General features: G+C 67.9%; 16 protein-coding genes and 1 riboswitch. Of the genes, 12 read left to right on the forward strand and 4 right to left on the reverse strand.

Annotated elements, in window-relative coordinates:
- Nucleotides 1-97: 97 nt before the first annotated feature.
- Both OGL92_RS20235 and OGL92_RS20240 read right to left on the reverse strand, forming a co-directional pair.
- Nucleotides 98-706, reverse strand: a complete 609-nt coding sequence (locus tag OGL92_RS20235; RefSeq protein ID WP_263147203.1) for a cupin domain-containing protein — start codon at nucleotides 704-706, stop codon at nucleotides 98-100.
- A 703-nt stretch (nucleotides 707-1,409) separates the two neighbouring features.
- Nucleotides 1,410-3,359: an FAD-dependent oxidoreductase gene (locus tag OGL92_RS20240; protein WP_263147206.1), complete on the reverse strand. Its 1,950-nt coding sequence runs from the start codon at nucleotides 3,357-3,359 to the stop codon at nucleotides 1,410-1,412.
- Nucleotides 3,360-3,719: 360 nt separating this feature from the next.
- On the opposite strand from OGL92_RS20240, the gene OGL92_RS20245 reads away from it, so the two are divergent.
- Nucleotides 3,720-4,727, forward strand: coding sequence for an ABC transporter substrate-binding protein (locus OGL92_RS20245; RefSeq protein ID WP_263147267.1), 1,008 nt, complete (start codon nucleotides 3,720-3,722; stop codon nucleotides 4,725-4,727).
- A gap of 109 nt (nucleotides 4,728-4,836) precedes the next feature.
- On the opposite strand, the gene OGL92_RS20250 is transcribed toward OGL92_RS20245, so the two are convergent.
- On the reverse strand, nucleotides 4,837-6,279 hold the full coding sequence (locus tag OGL92_RS20250; protein WP_263147208.1) for a TolC family outer membrane protein: 1,443 nt from the start codon (nucleotides 6,277-6,279) through the stop codon (nucleotides 4,837-4,839).
- A gap of 226 nt (nucleotides 6,280-6,505) precedes the next feature.
- Nucleotides 6,506-6,612, forward strand: a riboswitch (TPP riboswitch).
- A gap of 79 nt (nucleotides 6,613-6,691) precedes the next feature.
- Here OGL92_RS20250 and thiC point away from each other — a divergent pair.
- Nucleotides 6,692-8,575, forward strand: a complete 1,884-nt coding sequence (gene thiC, locus OGL92_RS20255; protein WP_263147211.1) for a phosphomethylpyrimidine synthase ThiC — start codon at nucleotides 6,692-6,694, stop codon at nucleotides 8,573-8,575.
- Between the two features lie 237 nt (nucleotides 8,576-8,812).
- Nucleotides 8,813-10,102 carry a putative hydroxymethylpyrimidine transporter CytX gene (cytX, locus tag OGL92_RS20260; protein ID WP_263147214.1) on the forward strand — a complete coding sequence of 430 codons (1,290 nt, stop codon included), beginning with the start codon at nucleotides 8,813-8,815 and terminating at the stop codon, nucleotides 10,100-10,102.
- Nucleotides 10,103-10,111: 9 nt separating this feature from the next.
- Here cytX and OGL92_RS20265 read toward each other — a convergent pair whose 3' ends face one another.
- A complete protein-coding gene (locus tag OGL92_RS20265) occupies nucleotides 10,112-10,849 on the reverse strand; it encodes an RsiV family protein (protein ID WP_263147217.1) in 738 nt (245 codons plus the stop codon).
- A 210-nt stretch (nucleotides 10,850-11,059) separates the two neighbouring features.
- On the opposite strand from OGL92_RS20265, the gene OGL92_RS20270 reads away from it, so the two are divergent.
- The 9 genes from OGL92_RS20270 (at nucleotide 11,060) to parC (ending at nucleotide 19,859) form a co-directional block, all read left to right on the forward strand.
- Nucleotides 11,060-11,677 (forward strand): NUDIX domain-containing protein, encoded by a 618-nt coding sequence (locus OGL92_RS20270; RefSeq protein ID WP_263147219.1) that lies wholly within the window; start codon nucleotides 11,060-11,062, stop codon nucleotides 11,675-11,677.
- Nucleotides 11,668-12,120 (forward strand): DUF1249 domain-containing protein, encoded by a 453-nt coding sequence (locus tag OGL92_RS20275; protein ID WP_263147222.1) that lies wholly within the window; start codon nucleotides 11,668-11,670, stop codon nucleotides 12,118-12,120. The genes OGL92_RS20270 and OGL92_RS20275 overlap by 10 nt, the downstream gene beginning before the upstream one ends.
- A 117-nt stretch (nucleotides 12,121-12,237) precedes the next feature.
- Nucleotides 12,238-13,053, forward strand: coding sequence for a 3',5'-cyclic-AMP phosphodiesterase (gene cpdA / locus OGL92_RS20280; RefSeq protein ID WP_263147224.1), 816 nt, complete (start codon nucleotides 12,238-12,240; stop codon nucleotides 13,051-13,053).
- 82 nt (nucleotides 13,054-13,135) lie between these two features.
- A complete protein-coding gene (locus OGL92_RS20285; RefSeq protein WP_263147226.1) occupies nucleotides 13,136-13,741 on the forward strand; it encodes a YqiA/YcfP family alpha/beta fold hydrolase in 606 nt (201 codons plus the stop codon).
- Nucleotides 13,742-13,762: 21 nt separating this feature from the next.
- Complete coding sequence (gene parE / locus OGL92_RS20290) at nucleotides 13,763-15,652, forward strand: DNA topoisomerase IV subunit B (protein ID WP_263147229.1); 1,890 nt, start codon at nucleotides 13,763-13,765, stop codon at nucleotides 15,650-15,652.
- 32 nt (nucleotides 15,653-15,684) lie between these two features.
- Nucleotides 15,685-16,653, forward strand: coding sequence for an esterase-like activity of phytase family protein (locus OGL92_RS20295; RefSeq protein ID WP_263147270.1), 969 nt, complete (start codon nucleotides 15,685-15,687; stop codon nucleotides 16,651-16,653).
- Nucleotides 16,650-17,186 carry a TIGR02281 family clan AA aspartic protease gene (locus OGL92_RS20300; RefSeq protein WP_263147230.1) on the forward strand — a complete coding sequence of 179 codons (537 nt, stop codon included), beginning with the start codon at nucleotides 16,650-16,652 and terminating at the stop codon, nucleotides 17,184-17,186. Before OGL92_RS20295 ends, OGL92_RS20300 begins: the two co-directional genes overlap by 4 nt.
- Nucleotides 17,183-17,542, forward strand: a complete 360-nt coding sequence (locus tag OGL92_RS20305; RefSeq protein WP_263147232.1) for a VOC family protein — start codon at nucleotides 17,183-17,185, stop codon at nucleotides 17,540-17,542. The genes OGL92_RS20300 and OGL92_RS20305 overlap by 4 nt, the downstream gene beginning before the upstream one ends.
- A 52-nt stretch (nucleotides 17,543-17,594) precedes the next feature.
- On the forward strand, nucleotides 17,595-19,859 hold the full coding sequence (gene parC / locus OGL92_RS20310) for a DNA topoisomerase IV subunit A (protein ID WP_263147235.1): 2,265 nt from the start codon (nucleotides 17,595-17,597) through the stop codon (nucleotides 19,857-19,859).
- The last annotated feature ends 169 nt before the right edge of the window (nucleotides 19,860-20,028 follow it).

Genomic DNA, 20,028 nt, shown 5'->3' on the forward strand with positions numbered 1-20,028 from the left:
GCGAGTGTCGAGTGATGCCGTGCGCATGGACGACGGCGAGTGTCGCCCGTCACCGGGTTCGGGCGAACGTCGGCGGTTGGCGCGCTGGGCGCCTGAGTTAGAAGGTCGGTGGGGTGATCATCCAGAGGACGATGGCGTCGGTGTCGCCGGGGTTGCCGTAGCGGTGGGGTTCCTGGCTGGAGAAGCTGAAGCTGTCGCCTTCCTTGAGCTGGAAGTGCCGGTCGCCGACCCAGAGTTCGAAGGTTCCGGCGAGGATGTAGCCGGCTTCTTCGCCCTCGTGGCTGTAGCTTTGCTGGCTGTAGGTGCCGGGCGGGAAGCGCGAGTGGAGGATCTCCAACTGACGGCTGGGTTGCGGGGTGAGCAGTTCGTCGATGATCCCGTCTTCGTAATGCACGCTCAGCCGGCTGTTGCGGCGCACCACGTAGCCGGCGTCGGCGGGGTCCACCGCGCCCTCGCTGGCGAAGAACCACTGGATGGTCACCCCCAGGCTGCGGGCGATGTTGAACAGCGCGGGAATCGAGGGGTAGGCGAGGTTGCGCTCCAGTTGGCTGATGTAGCCGGCGGTGAGGCCGCTCTGCTCGGCCAGCGCGCTGAGGGTCAGGTTCCGCCGTTTACGCAAGCCCCGGATGCGGGTGCCGAGGAAGTGCGTGCCGGGTTCCGCGGAGGATGCGCGGTCGTTGACGTCCGGGGGGGCTTTGCGACTCATGCGGCGATCCTGGCGGCGGGCGAAGCGGCATTCTAAACAAACCGGCCCGCCGCTGCCGACCGTCGAGGCCGAAGCCCGGGCATCGGGCCGATACGAATGCGCTTTCACAGGCATGACACCGCCACCCCTGGAAACACCCAACCCTACGAGGCGCCCGACCCTTGTGGGAGCGATTCATCCACGACTGCCAGCGCCCAGGCCACGAAGCTGCCTGGGCTATCCCGAAAGCCTCGCGAACGAATTCGCCGCCACCCATGCAAGCCCATGAAACGCCGCCATCTCGCGAGGCACTCGCCCCCGTGGGAGCGGATTCATCCGCGCGCTGCCAGCGCCCAAGCCACGAAGTTGCCTGGGTGATCCCAAAAGCTTCGCGAACGAATTCGCCGCCACCCATGCAAGCCCATGAAACGCCGCCATCTCGCGAGGCACTCGCCCCCGTGGGAGCGGATTCATCCGCGACGGCCAGCGCCCAGGCCACGAAGTTGCCTGGGCTATCCCGAAAGCTTCGCGAATGACTTCGCTCCCACCATGCAAGCCCATGAAACGCCGCCATCTCGCGAGGCACTCGCCCCTGTGGGAGCGGATTCATCCGCGCGCTGCCAGCGCCCAGGCCACGAAGTTGCCTGGGCTATCCCGAAAGCCTCGCGAATGACTTCGCTCCCACAACGACAGGGGCGCGTTCCCGTGGGGGCAGTCCGCGACATCAGATCGCCCAGGCCGCCTTCAGGCCTTCGTAGATGGCTTCCTCCGCGGTGCGTGGCGCCAGGCAGTCGCCGATGCGCTGGTAGGCCACCAGGCCTTCCAGTTCGCCGGCCAGGCTGTCCACCGACTGGTGGCCCTGGCACAGCACCAGGGTGTCGATGTCCTCGAAGATCAGCGGTTCGCCGCTGGCGGTGTGTTGCATGTACACGGTGCTGTCGTCGCAGCCGTAGAGGCGCGCATAGGGGGTGATGGCGATGCCCAGCCGATGCAGCTCGCCGACCATATGGTCGCGCACGTAGAGCGGCAGGTTCTCGCCGCAGTGGGTGCCGTTCACCGCCAGCTGTGCGCGGTGGCCGTCGCGGGTCAGCCGTTCGGCGATGCCCGGGCCTATCCAGTCGCAGCGCCAGTCGACCACCAGGACCGAGCGGCCGACCTGCGCCTCGCCGCGCAATACCTGCCACGCATCCACCACCTGCAAGGTGCCGGCGCGTTCGAAGGGCGGCCAGTAAGGCTCGGCTCCGGTGGCGACGATCACCAGGTCGGGGCGCTCGCGCTCCACCAGCGCGCGGTCTACCCGCGTGTGGCGGCGCACCTGGACGCCGGCCCGCTCCATTTCCCGTTGCAGGTTGGTGGAGGCGCCGCCGAATTCGCTGCGCCGCGGTAGCAGTTGCGCCAGCTGGATCTGCCCGCCGAGCTGCGCGCTGGCCTCGCAGAGGGTCACGTCGTGACCCCGTTGCGCCGCCACTGCCGCGGCTTTCATGCCGGCCGGTCCGCCGCCGGCGACCAGCACGCGCTTGCGCGGGCGCGGCGTCGCGGCGTGTCCGTAGAGCAGTTCGCGGCCGGTCTCCGGGTGCTGGATGCAGGAGATCGGGTAGCCGCGATGGAAGTGGCCGATGCACGCCTGGTTGCAGGCGATGCAGGCGCGCACGTCGTCGCTGCGGCCAGCGCCGGCCTTGTTCGGCATCTCGGGGTCGCAGATCAGTGCGCGGGTCATGCCGCAGACGTCGGCCTGGCCTTGGGCGACGATCTGCTCGGCTTCCTGGGGCTGGTTGATCCGCCCGGTGACGAACAGCGGAATCGCCAGGCGTGCCTTGAACAGCGCCGCGGTGGGCGCGAGATAGGCAGCGCCCACCGCCATCGGCGGGGCGATGTGCACCGCGCCGCCGAGGGACGCGGAGGTGCCGGCGACGATGTGCACGTAGTCCAGTTCGCCTTGCAGGGCCTGTACCGCGTGCAGCGACTCGTCCTCGGTGAGGCCCTCGGGGTCGCGTTCGTCGGCGGAGATCCGCAGGCCGACGATGAAGTCGTTGCCGGTCGCCGCACGGATCGCGCCGAGCACTTCGCGGAGGAAGCGCAGGCGTGCCTCGAGGTCGCCGTTGTAGGCGTCCTCGCGGCGGTTCAGCCGTGGATTGAGGAACTGCGCCGGCAGGTAGCCGTGGCTGGCCACCACTTCCACGCCATCCAGTCCGGCCCGGTGCAGACGCCGCGCGGCGCTGGCATAGCCGGCGACGATCTCGTCGATCATCGCTTGCTCCAGGGCCCGCGGCATCACCCGGAAACGCTCGTTGGGCGCGGCGGAGGCGGAGTAGGCCACGGCCAGCAGGCCATCGGCGGACTCCATGATCTCGCGGCCGGGGTGGAAGACCTGGGACAGCACCAGGGCGCCTTGCGCGTGGCAGACCTCGGCGAGGCGCCGATAACCCTCGATGCAGGCGTCGTCGGTGGCCATCAGCACGTGGGAGGTGTAGCGCGCGCTGTCGTGGACGCCGGCGACTTGCAGCACGATCAGGCCGGCACCGCCCTCGGCCCGGGCCCGGTGGTAGGCGATGAGTGGCGCGTTGACCAGGTTGTCGGTGGGCATCGACGTGTCGTGCCCGCTGGACATGATCCGGTTCTTCAGGCGCTTGCCGCGGATCTGCAAAGGGCTGAACAGGTGCGGGAAAGCGTTCATCGAGGCGTGCGTCCTTTTTTGTTCTGGGTAGGGTCGACGGCTGTCTTCACCGTCTCACAATAACCGATGTAAATTTACCTAAAGTAAAAAATCAACTTGTTTTTTTAATGGCCGCTGGGTAGTTTTCAAGCGAACCCGCGTAAAAAAGCGGGCCTCCGCGACGTGCTCCACAACAACAAGAAAGGAGATGCGCATGAACCCTTGTCAGCGGTTTCGATCCGTCCTGCCCGCCGTCCCGGTCGTTTCCGGTCACGGCGCCCTTGTCACCCCTCGCGCCCAGGTGCCGGACCCGGTCTCCGGCAGGCCGTCGGTGGGAGGGCGTTCGCTATGAGTCGCGCACGAACGCTATCGCCCTGGCTGATGGCCCTCGGGCTGGGATTCGGTGCGGCTCAGGCGGCCGAGAGCATGGTCATCGTCGGGTATGGCGGAGCCGGCCAGAAGGCCCAGGAAGCGGCATTCTTCCAACCCTTCAGCGCCCGCTCCGGGGTCGAGGTGGTGCAGGGCGAGTACAACGGCGAAATGGCGCGGGTCAAGGTGATGGCCGATACCGGCCATGCCGACTGGGACCTGGTGCAGATCGAAGGGCCCGACCTCGCCCGCGGGTGCGACGAGGGTCTGTTCGAACGCCTCGACTGGAAGGCCCTCGGCGGCGAGGAACAGTTGATTCCGAACGCCGCCCGCGAGTGCGGAGCCGCCGCGCTGGTCTGGGGCGTCGCCATCGGCTACGACGCCGACGCACTCAAGCCGGCGCCGACCTCCTGGGCGGATTTCTGGGACGTGAAGAAATTCCCCGGCAAGCGCGGGCTGCGCAAGCGGGCCGTGTACAACCTGGAGTTCGCCCTGCTGGCCGACGGGGTGGCGCGCGAGGACGTCTACCGCCTGCTCGGCACCGAGGCCGGCGTGGCGCGCGCGTTCGCCAAGCTCGGCGAGCTGAAGCCCTACATTCAGTGGTGGGAAGCCGGCGCGCAGCCGGCGCAATGGCTGGCGGCGGGGGACGTGGTGATGACCTCGACCTACACCGGACGCATCGCCGACGCCCACAAGGATGGGCGTAACCTGGCGCTGGCCTGGCTGGGCAGCCTCTACGGCATGGACTATTGGGCGATCATCAAGGGCTCGGCCCACGTCAAGGCAGCCAAGGACTTCATCGCCTTCGCCAACCAGGCCGACGCCCAGGTGGATTACGTCGGGCACATCCCCTATGGGCCGACCAACCGGCAGGCCGCGGAGCGCCTGGACCCGCAGTTGGCGAGCTGGGTACCCACCTCGTCGGCCAACCTGGCGGTCGGGCTGGCGATGGACGACGAGTTCTGGGCCGACCATGGCGAGGAGCTGGAAGAGCGTTTCAATGCCTGGGCGGCGCAGTGAGCGCGGTTGGCCAAGGGGCTGCGCCGGAGGGCTTCGATAAGGGGTAGCGCCGTTGCCGGGGATCGACGCGGCATGAAAAAGCCCGGCATCGGCCGGGCTTTTCTTCGTCTCAGTAGTCGGACATGCCGCGCTGCTTCTGCTCCTCGGCGGCCTTGGCCAGGTCCGGCGGGAGGAAATCCTTGTCCGGGTTGTAGTCCGGCTTGAGGAAGTTGGCCAGGGCCTCGAGATCGGCCGGGCTGAGGGTGCCGGCGGCCTGCTTCAGGCGCAGGTTGTCGAGGATGTAGTCGTAACGCGCGTTGTTGTAGTCGCGCACGGTCGCATAGAGCTGACGCTGCGCGTTGAGCACGTCGACGATGTTGCGGGTGCCGACCTGGTAGCCGATCTCGGTGGCTTCCACCGCGCTCTGGTTGGAGATGATCGACTGCCGGCGCGCCTTGACCTGCTCCACGTCGGTATTCACCGCGCGGTGATAGTCGCGGGTGTTCTGCACCACGGTGCGGCGCAGCCCTTCGCGCTGCTGCTCGGTCTGGTTCAGCCGCTGGTAGGCCTCGCGCACCTGGGAACTGGTCAGGCCGCCGCTGTAGATCGGGATGTTCAGTTGCAGGCCGATGGTGCGCTGTTCGACGTCGCTGCCGTAGCGCACCGGGCTGACGCCGGTGTTGCTGAAACCGAGGGCGTCGTTGTCGCCCTTCTGGTAGCTGGCCACCGCGTCCAGGGTCGGCGCGTGTCCGGCCTTGCGTTGGCGCAGGGTTTCCTCGGCGGCGTCGACGGCGAAATTGCTCGCCTGCAGGTTGAGGTTCTGCTGGGCGGCGGTGTCCACCCAGGCCTTGGCATCGTTGGGCGAGGGCACCACCACCGGCAAGGTGTGGCGGATGCCTTCCAGGGAGTTGTATTCGCGGTTGGTCAGGGTGACCAGGGCCTGGAAGGCGTCTTCCACGCTGCGCTCGGCGATGATCCGCGCGGCGCGGGCGTTGTCGAAGCCGGCCTGGGCCTCCAGCACGTCGGTCTTGTCCGACAGGCCGACGTCGAAGCGTTCGTTGGACTGGTCGAGCTGGCGCTTGAACGCCGCTTCCTCGGCCTTGGTCGCGGCCATGTTGTCCTGGGCACGGAGCACGGCGAAGTAGTGCTCGGCGGTTTGCAGGATCAGGTTCTGCGAGGTCGCGGAGAATTGCAGGCCGGCCTGTTCGCTGGTGGCCTGGGCGGCTTGCAGCTGGAACCAGCGGTCGGCGCGGAAGATCGGCTGGCTGAGGTTGGCCTGGTAGACGATGCCGCTGCGGCTGCTGGTGACCGAGGGCTCGTCCAGTTTGGTGCGGGTGTCGGTGCTGCTGGCGCCGCCGGAGATCTGCGGCAGCAGGCCGGAACGCGCCTGGGGCACGATTTCGCGGGTGGCTTCGAGGTCGGCGCGGGCGGCCGCGAGGTCGGCGTTGTTCTTGACGGCATCCTGATAGACGGTCACCAGGTCGGTCCTGGCTGACAGCGGGGCTTCTGCCGCCTGGAGCGCGCCCGAAAAGGCGGAGGCCACGGCGATAGCCAGGGAAAGTCTGCGCAGCATGCGGTGATCCTAGGGTTGGACGAAATTGGACAAGGCTAAGGGGCGCGGCGGGAGGGGTCAAGGCGCCCTTGAGGCGCGGTGAGTGTAGTTTGCAATAAGCTATGTTGCCTCGCCGCAACAATCCGCTCGCCCGTGGCCGCGCGGGGTTCGCGAGGCCATCGCGACGGTCCGGTCACGGTTTGGCCTCCGCGGGTTGGTTTATCCCCGGGCCTTGATTAGACTGCGGGGGTTCTTGTCGGGGTGCCTCGAATCGGAGGCTGAGATCGGAGAGTTCCGGATCCCGTTGAACCTGATCAGGTTAAGGCCTGCGTAGGGAACAAGAAGCGCTCGACGGATTCCCGCCGGGCTCCTCTGCACCAGTCCGGGTGCGCCCGTTTCAGGTTCGCTCCGACATTCAGCCAGGAGCCAGCCGATGACCGCCAAACAACAACAGAACCTCAGCGACAGCGCCCAGGTCGACCAGCAGTCCATCCAGCCTTTCCCGCGTTCGCAGAAAATCTACGTGCAGGGTTCGCGCCCGGATATCCGCGTGCCGATGCGCGAAATCAGCCTGGACGTGACGCCCACCGCCTTCGGCGGCGAGATCAACGCCCCCGTCACCGTCTACGACACCTCCGGCCCCTACACCGACCCGTCGGTGCAGATCGACGTGCGCAAGGGCCTGGCCGACGTGCGCTCGGCCTGGATCGCCGACCGCGGCGATACCGAGCTGCTCGACGGCCTCAGCTCGACCTTCGGGCGGGAGCGCCTGGCCAACCCCGAGCTGGCCCGGATGCGCTTCGCCCACGTGCGCAACCCGCGCCGGGCCAAGCCCGGGCGCAACGTCAGCCAGATGCACTACGCGCGCCAGGGCATCATCACCCCGGAGATGGAATACGTCGCCATCCGCGAGAACATGAAGCTCGCCGAGCACCGCGCCGCCGGCCTGCTCGACGCGCAGCACGCCGGGCACAGCTTCGGCGCCGGCATTCCCAAGGAGATCACCGCCGAGTTCGTCCGCCAGGAAGTGGCCCGCGGTCGCGCGATCATCCCGGCGAACATCAACCACACCGAGCTGGAGCCGATGATCATCGGCCGCAACTTCCTGGTGAAGATCAACGGCAACATCGGCAACTCGGCGCTCGGCTCCTCCATCGAGGAAGAAGTGGCCAAGCTGACCTGGGGCATCCGCTGGGGCTCGGACACGGTGATGGACCTGTCCACCGGCAAGCACATCCACGAGACCCGCGAGTGGATCATCCGCAACTCGCCGGTGCCGATCGGCACGGTGCCGATCTACCAGGCCCTGGAGAAGGTCGGCGGGGTCGCCGAGGACCTGACCTGGGAGCTGTTCCGCGACACCCTGATCGAGCAGGCGGAGCAGGGCGTCGACTACTTCACCATTCACGCGGGCGTGCTGCTGCGCTATGTGCCGCTGACGGCTAAGCGCGTCACCGGGATTGTCAGCCGTGGCGGTTCGATCATGGCCAAGTGGTGTCTGGCGCATCACAAGGAAAACTTCCTCTACAGCCACTTCGACGACATCTGCGACATCATGAAGGCCTACGACGTGTCCTTCTCCCTGGGCGACGGCCTGCGTCCAGGCTCGATTGCCGACGCCAACGACGAAGCGCAGTTCGGCGAGCTGGAAACCCTCGGCGAGCTGACCAAGATCGCCTGGAAGCATGACGTGCAGTGCATGATCGAAGGCCCCGGCCATGTACCGATGCAATTGATCAAAGAGAACATGGACAAGCAGCTCGAGTGCTGCGACGAGGCGCCTTTCTATACCCTTGGCCCGCTGACCACCGACATCGCGCCGGGCTACGACCACATCACCTCAGGCATCGGCGCGGCGATGATCGGCTGGTTCGGCTGCGCCATGCTCTGCTACGTGACGCCCAAGGAACACCTGGGCTTGCCGAACAAGGATGACGTGAAGACGGGGATCATTACCTACAAGATCGCCGCGCATGCGGCGGATCTCGCGAAAGGTCATCCGGGGGCGCAGATCCGCGACAACGCCCTGAGCAAGGCGCGCTTCGAATTCCGTTGGGAAGACCAGTTCAACCTCGGCCTGGACCCCGACACCGCGCGGGCCTACCACGACGAGACCTTGCCCAAGGACTCGGCCAAGGTCGCGCATTTCTGCTCCATGTGCGGACCGAAATTCTGCTCGATGAAGATCACCCAGGAAGTCCGCGATTACGCGGCCAACCAGCGGATCGAAACCGTCGACGCCGACGTCGCCCGAGGGTTGGCGGATCAAGCGGAGCGCTTCAAGCAGGCAGGCAGCCAGCTCTATCAGAAGGTATGAGCGCGTTTGGCTGGATGCACTTCGCGGGGAGGCCCCGACCACGGGCCGCCCCGGGGCCAGGGGCCTCATGCCGATGATGAGGCGGGAGCGAATTCATTCGCGAGGCTTTTGGGATAGTCCGGGCGGGTTCGCTGCCCGGGCGTTGGCAGTCGCGGACGAATCCGCACCCATGGGGTGGCGCGCGTGCGGGGCGGTTCGTTCGCTCGGCATTACTTTGGCTTTTCTGAGATCACGCCTTTGAATACTCCCGGTACTTACTCGCCCGACGTTTCCGTTCCGGCGGGTGCGCGCGTCTTCGGCGCCCGCGATCTGTTTTCCCTGTGGTTTTCCCTCGGTGTCGGCCTGATGGTGTTGCAGACCGGTGCGCTGCTGGCGCCGGGGCTGGGCATGGCGGGGGCGCTGGCGGCGATCCTGCTGGGGGTGGCGCTGGGCGCGACGCTGCTGGGCTGCGCCGCGTTGATCGGCAGCGACACCGGCCTCTCGGCGATGGCCACCCTGCGCCTCAGTCTGGGTCGCCAGGGGGCGGTGTTGCCGGCCGTGCTCAACCTGCTGCAACTGATCGGCTGGGGCAGTTTCGAGATCGTCGTCATGCGCGACGCCGCCAGCCTGTTGGCCCGTCGCGCCTTCGGGGCGGCCAGCCCGTGGAGCGCCCCGGCGCTCTGGACGTTGTGCTTCGGCGCCCTGGCCACCTTGCTGGCGGTCAGTGGGCCGCTGGCCTTCGTGCGTCGGGTGCTGCGCAAGTGGGGCATCTGGCTGCTGCTCGGCGCGTGCCTGTGGCTGACCCTCGAACTCTTCGCCCGCGCCGATCTCGGCGCCCTCTGGGCCCGCCGGGGCGACGGGTCGCTGCCGTTCGCCCTGGGCTTCGACATCGCCATCGCCATGCCGCTGTCCTGGTTGCCCCTGGTGGCCGATTACTCGCGCTTCGGCAAGGGCACGCGAGGCGTATTCGGCGGCACCGCGCTGGGGTTCTTCCTCGGCACGCTATGGCTGATGGGCTTGGGTGTGGCCTACACCCTGGCGTTCGTCGAAAGCGGCGAGGTCAACGCGCTGCTGCTGGCGCTGGCCGGCGCCGGCATGGGCGTCCCCTTGCTGCTGATCCTGCTCGACGAGTCGGAGAACGCCTTCGCCGACATCCATTCCGCCGCGGTGTCCTGCGGACTGCTCTGGCCGCTGAAGGTGGAACGCCTGGCCCTGGCGCTCGGCGCGCTGTGCACCCTGATCGCCTGGTTCGCCCCCTTGGCCGAGTACCAGAACTTCCTGCTGTTGATCGGCTCGGTGTTCGCGCCGCTGTTCGGCGTGGCGCTGGTGGAGCACTTCCTCCAGCGTCGCCGGCACCTCGCCCCCGGAGCGCACCCGGCATGGCGCTGGGACGCGCTGCTGGCCTGGTTCGGCGGCGTGGCGGTGTATCACCTGCTGGCGCAGGCTTATCCCGAGCTGGGAGCGACGCTGCCGGCCCTGGTGGTGGCCGGCCTGTTGCAGGGTATCCTCGGCGCGCTCTGGCGCCGCGCGTCGCTCCAGCGTCCTTGAACGGTCGGCTCAACCGCGGCCGGGGAAGTATTCCGGGCGCAGGATGCCGTTGAGCTGCGGATAGGGGATTTCCAGTTCCGGATGCCCGCTGGAATAGGGCGCGATGGTGTAGACGTCGTACTTCACCAGCACCGCGCCGCGACCCAGGCCGACGTGGGGCGTGCGCTGGAACGGCCAGTCGCGCAGGTAGTCGGCGTCCAGCTTGTTGGCGGTGAGCCAGCGCCCGTGGGCCTGCTCCACCACGCGCCAGAAGGCCGTTTCCTGGCCGGGCAGCAGCATGTCTTGCAGCGTCAGGGCGAGGTGGTGATTGCGGTCGTAGGTGATGAAGCCGCGGCCGGGCATGCCGTGGGCGCCCCCGGTGTCCAGGTAGCTGGAAAGCTCGATCAGCAGGATCTGGTCGCGCTGCTCGCGCACCTTGGCCTGCAGGTAGCTGCTCCAGCGCGGCTCGGCATCGCGCAGGAAGTCGCGTTCGTAGTCCTGCAGCGAGCGCGGCAGCGGCGCGTCCGGGGCGTTGCGGGTCATGTCCAGCAGGCGGCGTTCGATCAACCCGTTCAGGCCCGGCTCGTCGGCGAAGCGCAGGGTATCGATATTCACCAAGGGGCAGTCGCTGCCGCTACAGCCGGGTTTCAGGTGCTCCCAGGCGATATGTTGAGGCGCGGGGGGGCGGGAAGACGTGAGGCTCTGGCAGCCGGCGAGGCAGAGGACGAAGCCGAGAAGGGCGAGGCGGTTGGCGTGGGGCATGGGCATTCAGACTCGGATGGACAACGGCGACTGGAAGGAATGAGGGTGCCGGTTCGACTGCCGTCGGCCGGCCGAGTTCGACGCCCGCCGCCATCGGTCGGCCACGTCCGCGTCGCCGCCGGCTAAGCTGCAAAGGGGCTGCGCCAGGCGTGAGGGCACGATAGGATGGCGCGGAAGTCAGACTATCTCCACCTGTTCAAAGCGAGCGAGAAGCGGATGAGCGATACCTTTATCCCAGGTCCGGATGCCGTCGAGATCGTCAAGCGCGAGGACTGCTTTCGGGGCTTCTATCGCCTCGATCGCCTGCAATTGCGGCACCGCCAGTTCTCCGGCGAGATGGGGCCGCTGCTCACCCGCGAGCTGTTCGTCCGCCACGACGCGGTCTGCGTGCTGCCCTACGACCCGAAGCGCGATTGCGTGGTGCTCATCGAGCAGTTCAGGGTCGGCGCCCTCGGCAAGACCGAGAACCCTTGGCTGCTGGAAATCGTCGCCGGCCTCATCGACAAGGACGAGGTGCCCGAGCAGGTGGCCCATCGTGAAGCCGAGGAAGAGGCCGGGCTGACCTTCTCCTCCCTCTGGCCGGTGACCCGCTACTTCCCCTCGCCGGGTGGTTCCGACGAACTGGTGCACCTGTTCGTCGGGCGTTGCGACAGCGAAGGCGCGGGCGGGGTCCACGGCCTGGCGGAGGAGGGCGAGGACATCCGCGTGCACGTCTGGCCACTGGAAGACGCCCTGGCGGCGGTGCGCGACGGGCGGATCAACAACGCCGCGAGCATCATCGTCCTGCAATGGCTGGCGTTGAACCGCACGGAAGTGCGGGGGCTGTGGTCGTGAACCTGCTGCGCGACCGCTACCGGGTCGATCTGGCCGGGCTGCAGGCCGCCTGCGAATCCAACTACGCGCAACTGATGCGATTGCTGCCGGACATGCGCGAAGGCTCCGGCGAGCGGCGCATCGCCCTCAGCCAGGGCGATCACCTGCTCGGCGTGCTGGTGCTGGAAGTGCTCGAGGCATGCCCCTATACCACCACCCTGCGGGTGCGCCAGGAATACACCCTGCCCTGGCTGCCCTCGCCGCAGATGGAGGTCCGGGTGTACCACGACGCGCGCATGGCCGAAGTGGTCAGCGCCGAGCACGCACGGCGCCTGCGCAGCATCTATCCCTATCCGAACGCGGCGATGCACCAGCCCGACGAGAAGAGCCAGCTCAACCTGTTCCTCGGCGAATGGCTGAGTCATTGCCTGGCCTGCGGTCATGAACTGGCGCCGGTCCTCTAGAAAATGCCGTAACGGCCGATCCAGAGCTCGCTAACTGTGATCTGCGCCGCGCTTCGCGGGTTTACCCTGGCCGCGCCGCACCACCATAATCCGCTGTAGCCACCAGGAGACGGCCACTTGCCGAGTACGTCCACCCTCGCCCCCGATTCGTCGGTATTGCTGGTTCAGCTTTCCGACAGTCACCTGTTCGCCCAGGCGGATGGCCGACTGCTGGGCATGGATACCCGCGACAGTCTGGTCCGCGTGGTCGAGCGCGTGCTCGAGGAACAGCCGCGGATCGACCTGGTGCTCGCCACCGGCGACCTCTCCCAGGACGGTTCGGCGGAGTCCTACCAGCGTTTCCGCGCGCTCAGCGAAGTCATTCCGGCGCCGGTCCGCTGGATTCCCGGCAACCACGACGACCGGCAGACCATGGATGCCGTCTGCGCCCACAGCGATCTGCTCGAGCCGGTGTTCGACCTGGGAGGCTGGCGCATCGTGCTGCTGGACTCCTCCATCGCCGGCGCGGTGCCCGGGCATCTCGACGAAACCCAGCTGGCCCTGTTGGAGCGCGCGCTGGCCGAGGCCGGCGCGCGTCATGTGCTGGTCGGCCTGCACCATCACCCGGTGTCCATCGGCTGCCGCTGGATGGAGCCCATCGGCCTGCGCAACGCCGAGGCCCTGTTCGCCGTGATCGAGCGTTTCCCGCGGGTCCGCGCGGTGCTCTGGGGGCATGTCCATCAAGCGTTCGACCGGATGCGCGACGACGTCCGCCTGCTGGCCTCGCCCTCCACCTGCGTGCAGTTCGCCCCCGGCAGCGACAATTTCCGCGTGGACGAGGAGGCGCCCGGCTATCGCTGGCTGCGCCTGTACGCCGATGGCCGCCTGGATACCGGTATCTCGCGGGTCACCGGAATCGACTTCGAAGTCGACTACAGCATCAAGGGTTATTGAGCGCGGCCCACCGCCGCGTGTGCCACCGCGTGTGTCCTGCGGCTTGCAGGTGGCGGCGCGCAGCTTGTAGCCTTCCGCCCCTATGACTGCCCTTCTCTATATTCACGGTTTCAACAGCTCACCCGAATCCCACAAGGCCCGGCAACTGATCGGGTTGATGGACCGCCTGGGGTGGCGCGCGAGCCTGCGCGTCCCGGCGCTGCACCATCACCCACGGCAGGCGATGCTCCAGTTGCACGAGGCCATCGCCGAATTGGGCGCGCCCTTGCTGGTCGGCAGTTCCCTGGGCGGCTACTATGCGACCCACCTGGCCGAGCGCCATGGGTTGTCGGCGCTGCTGATCAACCCGGCGGTGAGCCCGCACCGGCTTTTCGACGGCAACCTGGGGCCGCAGCGGAACTTCTACAGCGGCGAGACCTGGGAATTGACCGAGGACCACGTCCGTGCCCTGGCCGAGCTGGAAGTCCCGCCTCCCCGGGACCCGGCGCGTTACCAAGTCTGGCTGCAGACCGCCGACGAAACCCTCGACTACCGCCATGCCGAAGCCTATTACCGAGCCTGCGCCTTGCGCATCCAGTCGGGCGGCGACCATGGCTTCCAGGGCTTCGCCGAGCGGCTGCCGGCGTTGCTGGCGTTCGCCGGCATTCCCGCGCAGGCCTGGCGCGACATCGATTTTTCCGACCTTTAACGAAACGACGATCCGAGACCCATGGCCACTTATAACGCCGACGCCATCGAAGTCCTCTCAGGCCTCGACCCGGTGCGCAAGCGCCCGGGCATGTACACCGACACCACGCGGCCCAACCACCTGGCGCAAGAGGTCATCGACAACAGCGTCGACGAGGCGCTGGCCGGCCATGCCAAGTCGGTACAGGTGATCCTGCACGAGGATAATTCGCTGGAGGTGTCGGACGACGGGCGCGGCATGCCGGTGGACATCCACCCGGAAGAGGGCATTCCCGGTGTCGAGCTGATCCTCACCAAGCTGCATGCCGGCGGCAAGTTCTCCAACAAGAACTACCAGTTCTCCGGCGGCCTGCACGGCGTCGGCATCTCGGTGGTGAACGCCCTGTCGAACCGCGTGGAAGTGCGCGTCAAGCGCGATGCCAACGAGTACCGGATGACCTTCGCCGACGGCTACAAGGCCAGCGACCTGGAAGTCATCGGCTCGGTCGGCAAGCGCAACACCGGCACCAGCGTGCGTTTCTGGCCGGACGGCAAGTACTTCGATTCGCCGAAGTTCTCCATCAGCCGCCTCAAGCACGTGCTCAAGGCCAAGGCGGTGCTGTGCCCGGGGCTGGCGGTCAGCTTCGAGGACAGGGCCGCGGGCGAGAAGGTCGAGTGGTTCTACGAGGACGGCCTGCGCTCCTACCTGGCCGACTCGGTCAGCGAATTCCCGCGGTTGCCCGAGGAGCCCTTCGTCGGCAGCCTCGCCGGGACCAAGGAGGCCGTCGACTGGGCGTTGCTGTGGCTGCCCGAGGGCGGCGAAAGCGTCCAGGAAAGCTACGTCAACCTGATCCCCACCGCCCAGGGCGGCACCCACGTCAACGGCCTGCGCCAGGGGCTGCTGGACGCCATGCGCGAGTTCTGCGAGTTCCGCAACCTGCTGCCGCGCGGGGTCAAGCTGGCGCCGGAAGATGTCTGGGAACGCATCGCCTTCGTGCTCTCGATGAAGATGCAGGAGGCGCAGTTCTCCGGGCAGACCAAGGAGCGCCTGTCTTCCCGCGAAGCGGCGGCCTTCGTCTCCGGGGTGGTCAAGGACGCCTTCAGCCTGTGGCTCAACGCCCACCCCGAACTGGGCCTGCAACTGGCGGAGCTGGCGATCAGCAATGCCGGGCGTCGCCTGAAGGCCGGCAAGAAAGTCGAGCGCAAGCGCATCACCCAGGGCCCGGCGCTGCCCGGCAAGCTGGCCGATTGCGCCGGCCAGGACCCGAAGCGTTCCGAACTGTTCCTGGTGGAGGGCGACTCCGCCGGCGGTTCGGCCAAGCAGGCACGGGACAAGGAGTTCCAGGCGATCCTGCCGCTGCGCGGGAAGATCCTCAACACCTGGGAAGTGGACGGCAGCGAAGTGCTCGCCAGCCAGGAAGTCCACCACATCGCCGTGGCCATCGGCGTCGATCCCGGCTCGCCCGACCTCGCCGAGCTGCGTTACGGCAAGGTGTGCATCCTCGCCGACGCCGATTCCGACGGCCTGCACATCGCCACCCTGATCTGCGCCTTGTTCGTCCGCCACTTCCGCCCGCTGGTGGACGCCGGGCACGTCTACGTGGCGATGCCGCCGCTGTACCGCATCGACCTCGGCAAGGAAATCCACTACGCCCTCGACGAGGCCGAGCGCGACGGCATCCTCGAGCGGCTCACCGCCGAGAAGAAGCGCGGCAAGCCGCAGGTCACCCGCTTCAAGGGACTGGGCGAGATGAACCCGTTGCAATTGCGCGAGACCACCATGGACCCGAATACCCGCCGGTTGGTGCAACTGACCCTGGACGACTTCGACGCCACCCGCGAAATGATGGACATGCTGTTGGCGAAGAAGCGCGCCGGCGACCGCAAGACCTGGCTGGAATCCAAGGGCGACCTGGCCGAGGTCCTGGTGTGAAGGCGCGCGCCGGGCTGTCGCTCATCGCGACGCTGGCCTCGCTGGCGGCGTTGGCCGGTGGCGCCGAGGCCGGCCCGGCCCCCTGGCCGGAGCTGAAGCTGACCGCGGAATACCCGGTGGAGGGCATGCCCGGCGGCAACCTGTCCGGGCTCGCCTGGTGCGGCGACGCGTTGTGGAGCGTTTCCGACCGTGAGGACGACCGGCTGTACCGCCTGCTGCCGGAGGCCGGCCAGCTGCGCGCCGAAGCGGAAACCTTCGACGCGCCGCCACCGCCGGACAACGGCATGGCCTGGGGCCAGCGCATGCGCACCTGGGCCAGCGGCCTGGCGCGCGGCGGCGACCTGGACTTCGAGGGCATCACCTGCGACAGCGCCGGCAATCGCTACCTGGTCAGCGAGGCGCGAGCCGCCGTCCTGCAGGTCTCGCCGGCCGGCCTGGCGAGCTGGCTGAACCTGCCCGACAACCTGCTGCGCCAGGCGCGCGCCGGCGGCATGCTGGTGAACTTCAACGCCATGTTCGAAGGCATCGCCATCGATCCGCCGGGCGAGCGCCTGTGGCTGGCCGCGGAGCGCGAGCGTCGCGGGCTGCTGGTGTTGCATCGACAGGGCAGTGCCTGGAGCTGCACCGGCGGCTGTGTCCTGCTCAGCGAGGGCGGCAACGAGGCTTCGCCCCCGGCGGCCGGCGGAAAGTCGCTGTCGCGGGACTTCTCCGACGTGGCCTGGCATGCCGGCAAGCTGTTCACCCTGGAGCGTCAGGGGTATCGGATCTGCCGGCGCAAGACCGCCAGCGCCGAAGTGGAGCGCTGCTGGTCGATCGCCGCCGAAGCCCTCACCGAGCCCCGGCGCTATCCGGTGGACTACGGCATGGCCGAGGCCTTGTGGCTCGACGAGGAGGGCGCCTGGATCGGCGTCGACAACGGTTTCCATCGCCGCGCCGATGGCGAAACGCGGCCGATCGTCTGGCGTTTCGCCGCGCCCACCGGCGGTTGGAACGCGCCTTGAGCGCACAGCCCGCCGGTAGACGCGCCGGCCGCGTGATGCTGGTGCTGGCCTGGGCGAGCGGCCTCCTGCTGGCCACGCATTTCTTCGGCGAATGGCAGGCGCGGCGCGACCATCCCAACGCCGGCACGCGATCGGTGCATGGCGACGGCTACGTCGAGCTGCGCCTGGACGCCAATCGCCAGGGGCATTACCTGCTGGACGGCGAGATCGACGGCCACGGGGTGACCTTCCTGCTGGACACCGGCGCCAGCCAGGTGGCGATCCCCGAGGGGGTCGCCGAACGCCTTGGCCTGCCGCGCGGAACCCCGGTGACCCTGCGCACCGCCAACGGTCTGGCCAACGGTTACGCCACCCGCCTGGCCAGCTTGCGCCTCGGCGACATCCACCTCGACGACGTCGCCGCCCTGGTGGCGCCGGGCATGCCCGGGGACGAGGTGCTGCTGGGCATGAGCGCGCTGCGCCGAATGGAATTTTCCCAACGCGACGGCACCCTGGTGCTGCGCCACAGCCAGCCTTCCGAGGTGATCCCTTGAGCGCATCCATTCTGACCACCGTACCGGTCCTGGCCTCCCTCGACCTGGACCAGAGCCGGGTTTTCTACGCCGAGCGCCTGGGTTTCGAGACCTGCTTGCAGACGGCCGATTGCCTGATCGTCGAGCGCGACGGCGCCGAGCTGCACTTCTGGCCCTGCCCGGAACGGCACCTGGCCGAGAACACCTCGTGCTACGTGCGCTGCGCGGACGTCGAGGCGCTGCACCGCGAGTTCGCCGAGCGCGGCCTGCCGCTGGCGCCGCCGGTGCTGCGCCCCTGGGGCATGCGCGAGCTGTACGTTATCGATCCCCACGGCAACCTGCTGAAGTTCGGCGAGCCCGCGGACGTGCCGGCATGAACCCATTCTCCGGCGGTCGCCCGACCGCCCCTTTCTCCAGCGGAATACCCCGATGAGCGAAACCCTCGACCTGAGCCTGGACGGCGTGGAGCGTCGCTCCCTCGCTGACTTCACCGAGCAGGCCTACCTCAACTATTCCATGTACGTGATCATGGACCGCGCGTTGCCGCACATCGGCGACGGCCTCAAGCCAGTGCAGCGGCGCATCGTCTACGCCATGAGCGAACTGGGCCTGGACGCCGATTCCAAGCACAAGAAGTCGGCGCGCACCGTCGGCGACGTGCTCGGCAAGTTCCATCCCCACGGCGACTCGGCCTGCTACGAAGCCATGGTGCTGATGGCGCAGCCGTTCAGCTACCGCTACACCCTGGTGGACGGCCAGGGCAACTGGGGCGCGCCGGACGATCCGAAGTCCTTCGCCGCCATGCGCTACACCGAGGCGCGGCTGTCGCGCTATTCCGAGGTGCTGCTGAGCGAGCTGGGCCAGGGCACCGCGGACTGGGTACCGAACTTCGACGGCACCCTCGACGAACCGGCGGTGCTGCCGGCGCGGCTGCCGAACATCCTGCTCAACGGCACCACCGGCATCGCCGTGGGCATGGCCACCGACGTGCCGCCGCACAACCTGCGGGAAGTGGCGACCGCCTGCGTGCGCCTGCTGGACGAGCCGAAGGCCACCATCGAGCAGCTCTGCGAACACATCCAGGGCCCGGATTACCCGACCGAGGCGGAGATCATCACGCCGCGCGCCGAGCTGCTGAAAATCTACGAGACCGGGCGTGGCTCGGTGCGCATGCGCGCGGTCTACCACGTCGAGGACGGCGACATCATCGTGACCTCGCTGCCGCACCAGGTCTCCGGCGCCAAGGTGCTCGAACAGATCGCCGCGCTGATGCAGGCCAAGCCCTCGAAGGCGCCCCAGGTCGCCGACCTGCGCGACGAGTCGGACCACGAGAACCCTTGCCGCATCGTGATCATCCCGGTCAACGGCAAGGTCGACCACGACGCCCTGATGCAGCACCTGTTCGCCAGCACCGAGCTGGAATCCAGCTACCGGGTCAACATCAACATCATCGGCCTGGACGGCAAGCCGCAGTTGAAGAACCTGCGCGCGCTGCTGACGGAGTGGCTGGTGTTCCGCGTCAACACCGTGCGCCGGCGCCTGCAGCATCGGCTGGACAAGGTGGAGAAGCGCCTGCACCTGCTGGACGGCCTGTTGATCGCCTACCTCAACCTGGATGAGGTGATCCACATCATCCGCACCGAGGAGCACCCGCGCGCCAGGCTGATCGAACGCTTCGCCCTGAGCGACATCCAGGCCGACTACATCCTCGACACCCGCCTGCGCCAGCTGGCGCGCCTGGAAGAAATGAAGCTGCGCGCCGAGCAGGACGAACTGCTCAAGGAGCAGGCCAAGCTGCAAGGGCTGCTGGGCAGCGAAGCCAAGCTGAAGAAACGGGTGCGCAGCGAACTGCTCAAGGACGCCGAGACCTATGGCGACGACCGCCGCTCGCCGATCGTCGAGCGCGCGGAGGCCAAGGCCCTGTCGGAGCACGATCTGTTGCCCAACGAGAAGGTCACCGTGGTGCTTTCCGAGAAAGGCTGGGTGCGTTCCGCCAAGGGCCACGATATCGACGCCACCGGCCTCTCCTACAAGGCCGGCGACGGCTTCAAGGTCGCCGCGCCGGGGCGTTCGAACCAGTACGCGGTGTTCATCGATTCCACCGGGCGCAGTTATTCGCTGGCGGCGCACACCCTGCCGTCGGCCCGCGGCCAGGGGGAGCCGCTCACCGGTCGCCTGACGCCGCCGCCGGGCGCCAGTTTCGAGTGCGTGCTGCTGCCTGACGACCGGGCGCTCTACGTGATCGCCTCGGACGCCGGCTATGGCTTCGTGGTCAAGGGCGAGGACCTGCAAGCGAAGAACAAGGCCGGCAAGGCCCTGCTCAGCCTGCCGGCCGGCGCCCGGGTGATCGCCCCGCGGCCCCTGGGCGACCTGGAAAACGACTGGCTGGCCGCCGTGACCACCGAAGGCCGGCTGCTGTTGTTCCCGGTGCGCGACCTGCCGCAACTGGCCAAGGGCAAGGGCAACAAGATCATCGGGATTCCCGGCGAGCGGGTCGCCAGCCGCGAGGAATACCTCACCGGCCTGGCCGTGCTGCCCGCCGGTGCGGCATTGGTCTTGCAAGCCGGTAAGCGCACCCTGTCGCTGCGGGCCGCCGATCTGGAGCACTACAAGGGCGAGCGCGGCCGCCGCGGTAACAAGCTCCCTCGCGGCTTCCAGCGGGTCGACGCGCTGGAGGTGGAGCGCGTCGATTGATGCCATGCCGATGCACGATCGCCGGGGCCGTTCCGAGGGGGAGGCAGCGGCGAGCCGGGATGTCCGTCCGGCGCATTCGCGATCCACGACTGGAGTCGGACGGCACATTCGCGGATGATAGGCGACCCCTCTGGAATGCACCTTGGCGCTCGCCGAACGTCCCCTCGCG

This window comes from Pseudomonas sp. RIT-PI-AD, assembly GCF_025642785.1.
Taxonomy (GTDB): domain Bacteria; phylum Pseudomonadota; class Gammaproteobacteria; order Pseudomonadales; family Pseudomonadaceae; genus Pseudomonas_T.

Bases quoted from the DNA above. Each gene is read 5' to 3' on its own strand.
- OGL92_RS20235 (WP_263147203.1), bottom strand. From the start codon at position 706: ATGAGTCGCAAAGCCCCCCCGGACGTCAACGACCGCGCATCCTCCGCG.
- OGL92_RS20240 (WP_263147206.1), bottom strand. From the start codon at position 3,359: ATGAACGCTTTCCCGCACCTGTTCAGCCCTTTGCAGATCCGCGGCAAG.
- OGL92_RS20245 (WP_263147267.1), top strand. From the start codon at position 3,720: ATGGCCCTCGGGCTGGGATTCGGTGCGGCTCAGGCGGCCGAGAGCATG.
- OGL92_RS20250 (WP_263147208.1), bottom strand. From the start codon at position 6,279: ATGCTGCGCAGACTTTCCCTGGCTATCGCCGTGGCCTCCGCCTTTTCG.
- thiC (WP_263147211.1), top strand. From the start codon at position 6,692: ATGACCGCCAAACAACAACAGAACCTCAGCGACAGCGCCCAGGTCGAC.
- OGL92_RS20265 (WP_263147217.1), bottom strand. From the start codon at position 10,849: ATGCCCATGCCCCACGCCAACCGCCTCGCCCTTCTCGGCTTCGTCCTC.
- OGL92_RS20270 (WP_263147219.1), top strand. From the start codon at position 11,060: ATGAGCGATACCTTTATCCCAGGTCCGGATGCCGTCGAGATCGTCAAG.
- OGL92_RS20285 (WP_263147226.1), top strand. From the start codon at position 13,136: ATGACTGCCCTTCTCTATATTCACGGTTTCAACAGCTCACCCGAATCC.
- parE (WP_263147229.1), top strand. From the start codon at position 13,763: ATGGCCACTTATAACGCCGACGCCATCGAAGTCCTCTCAGGCCTCGAC.
- parC (WP_263147235.1), top strand. From the start codon at position 17,595: ATGAGCGAAACCCTCGACCTGAGCCTGGACGGCGTGGAGCGTCGCTCC.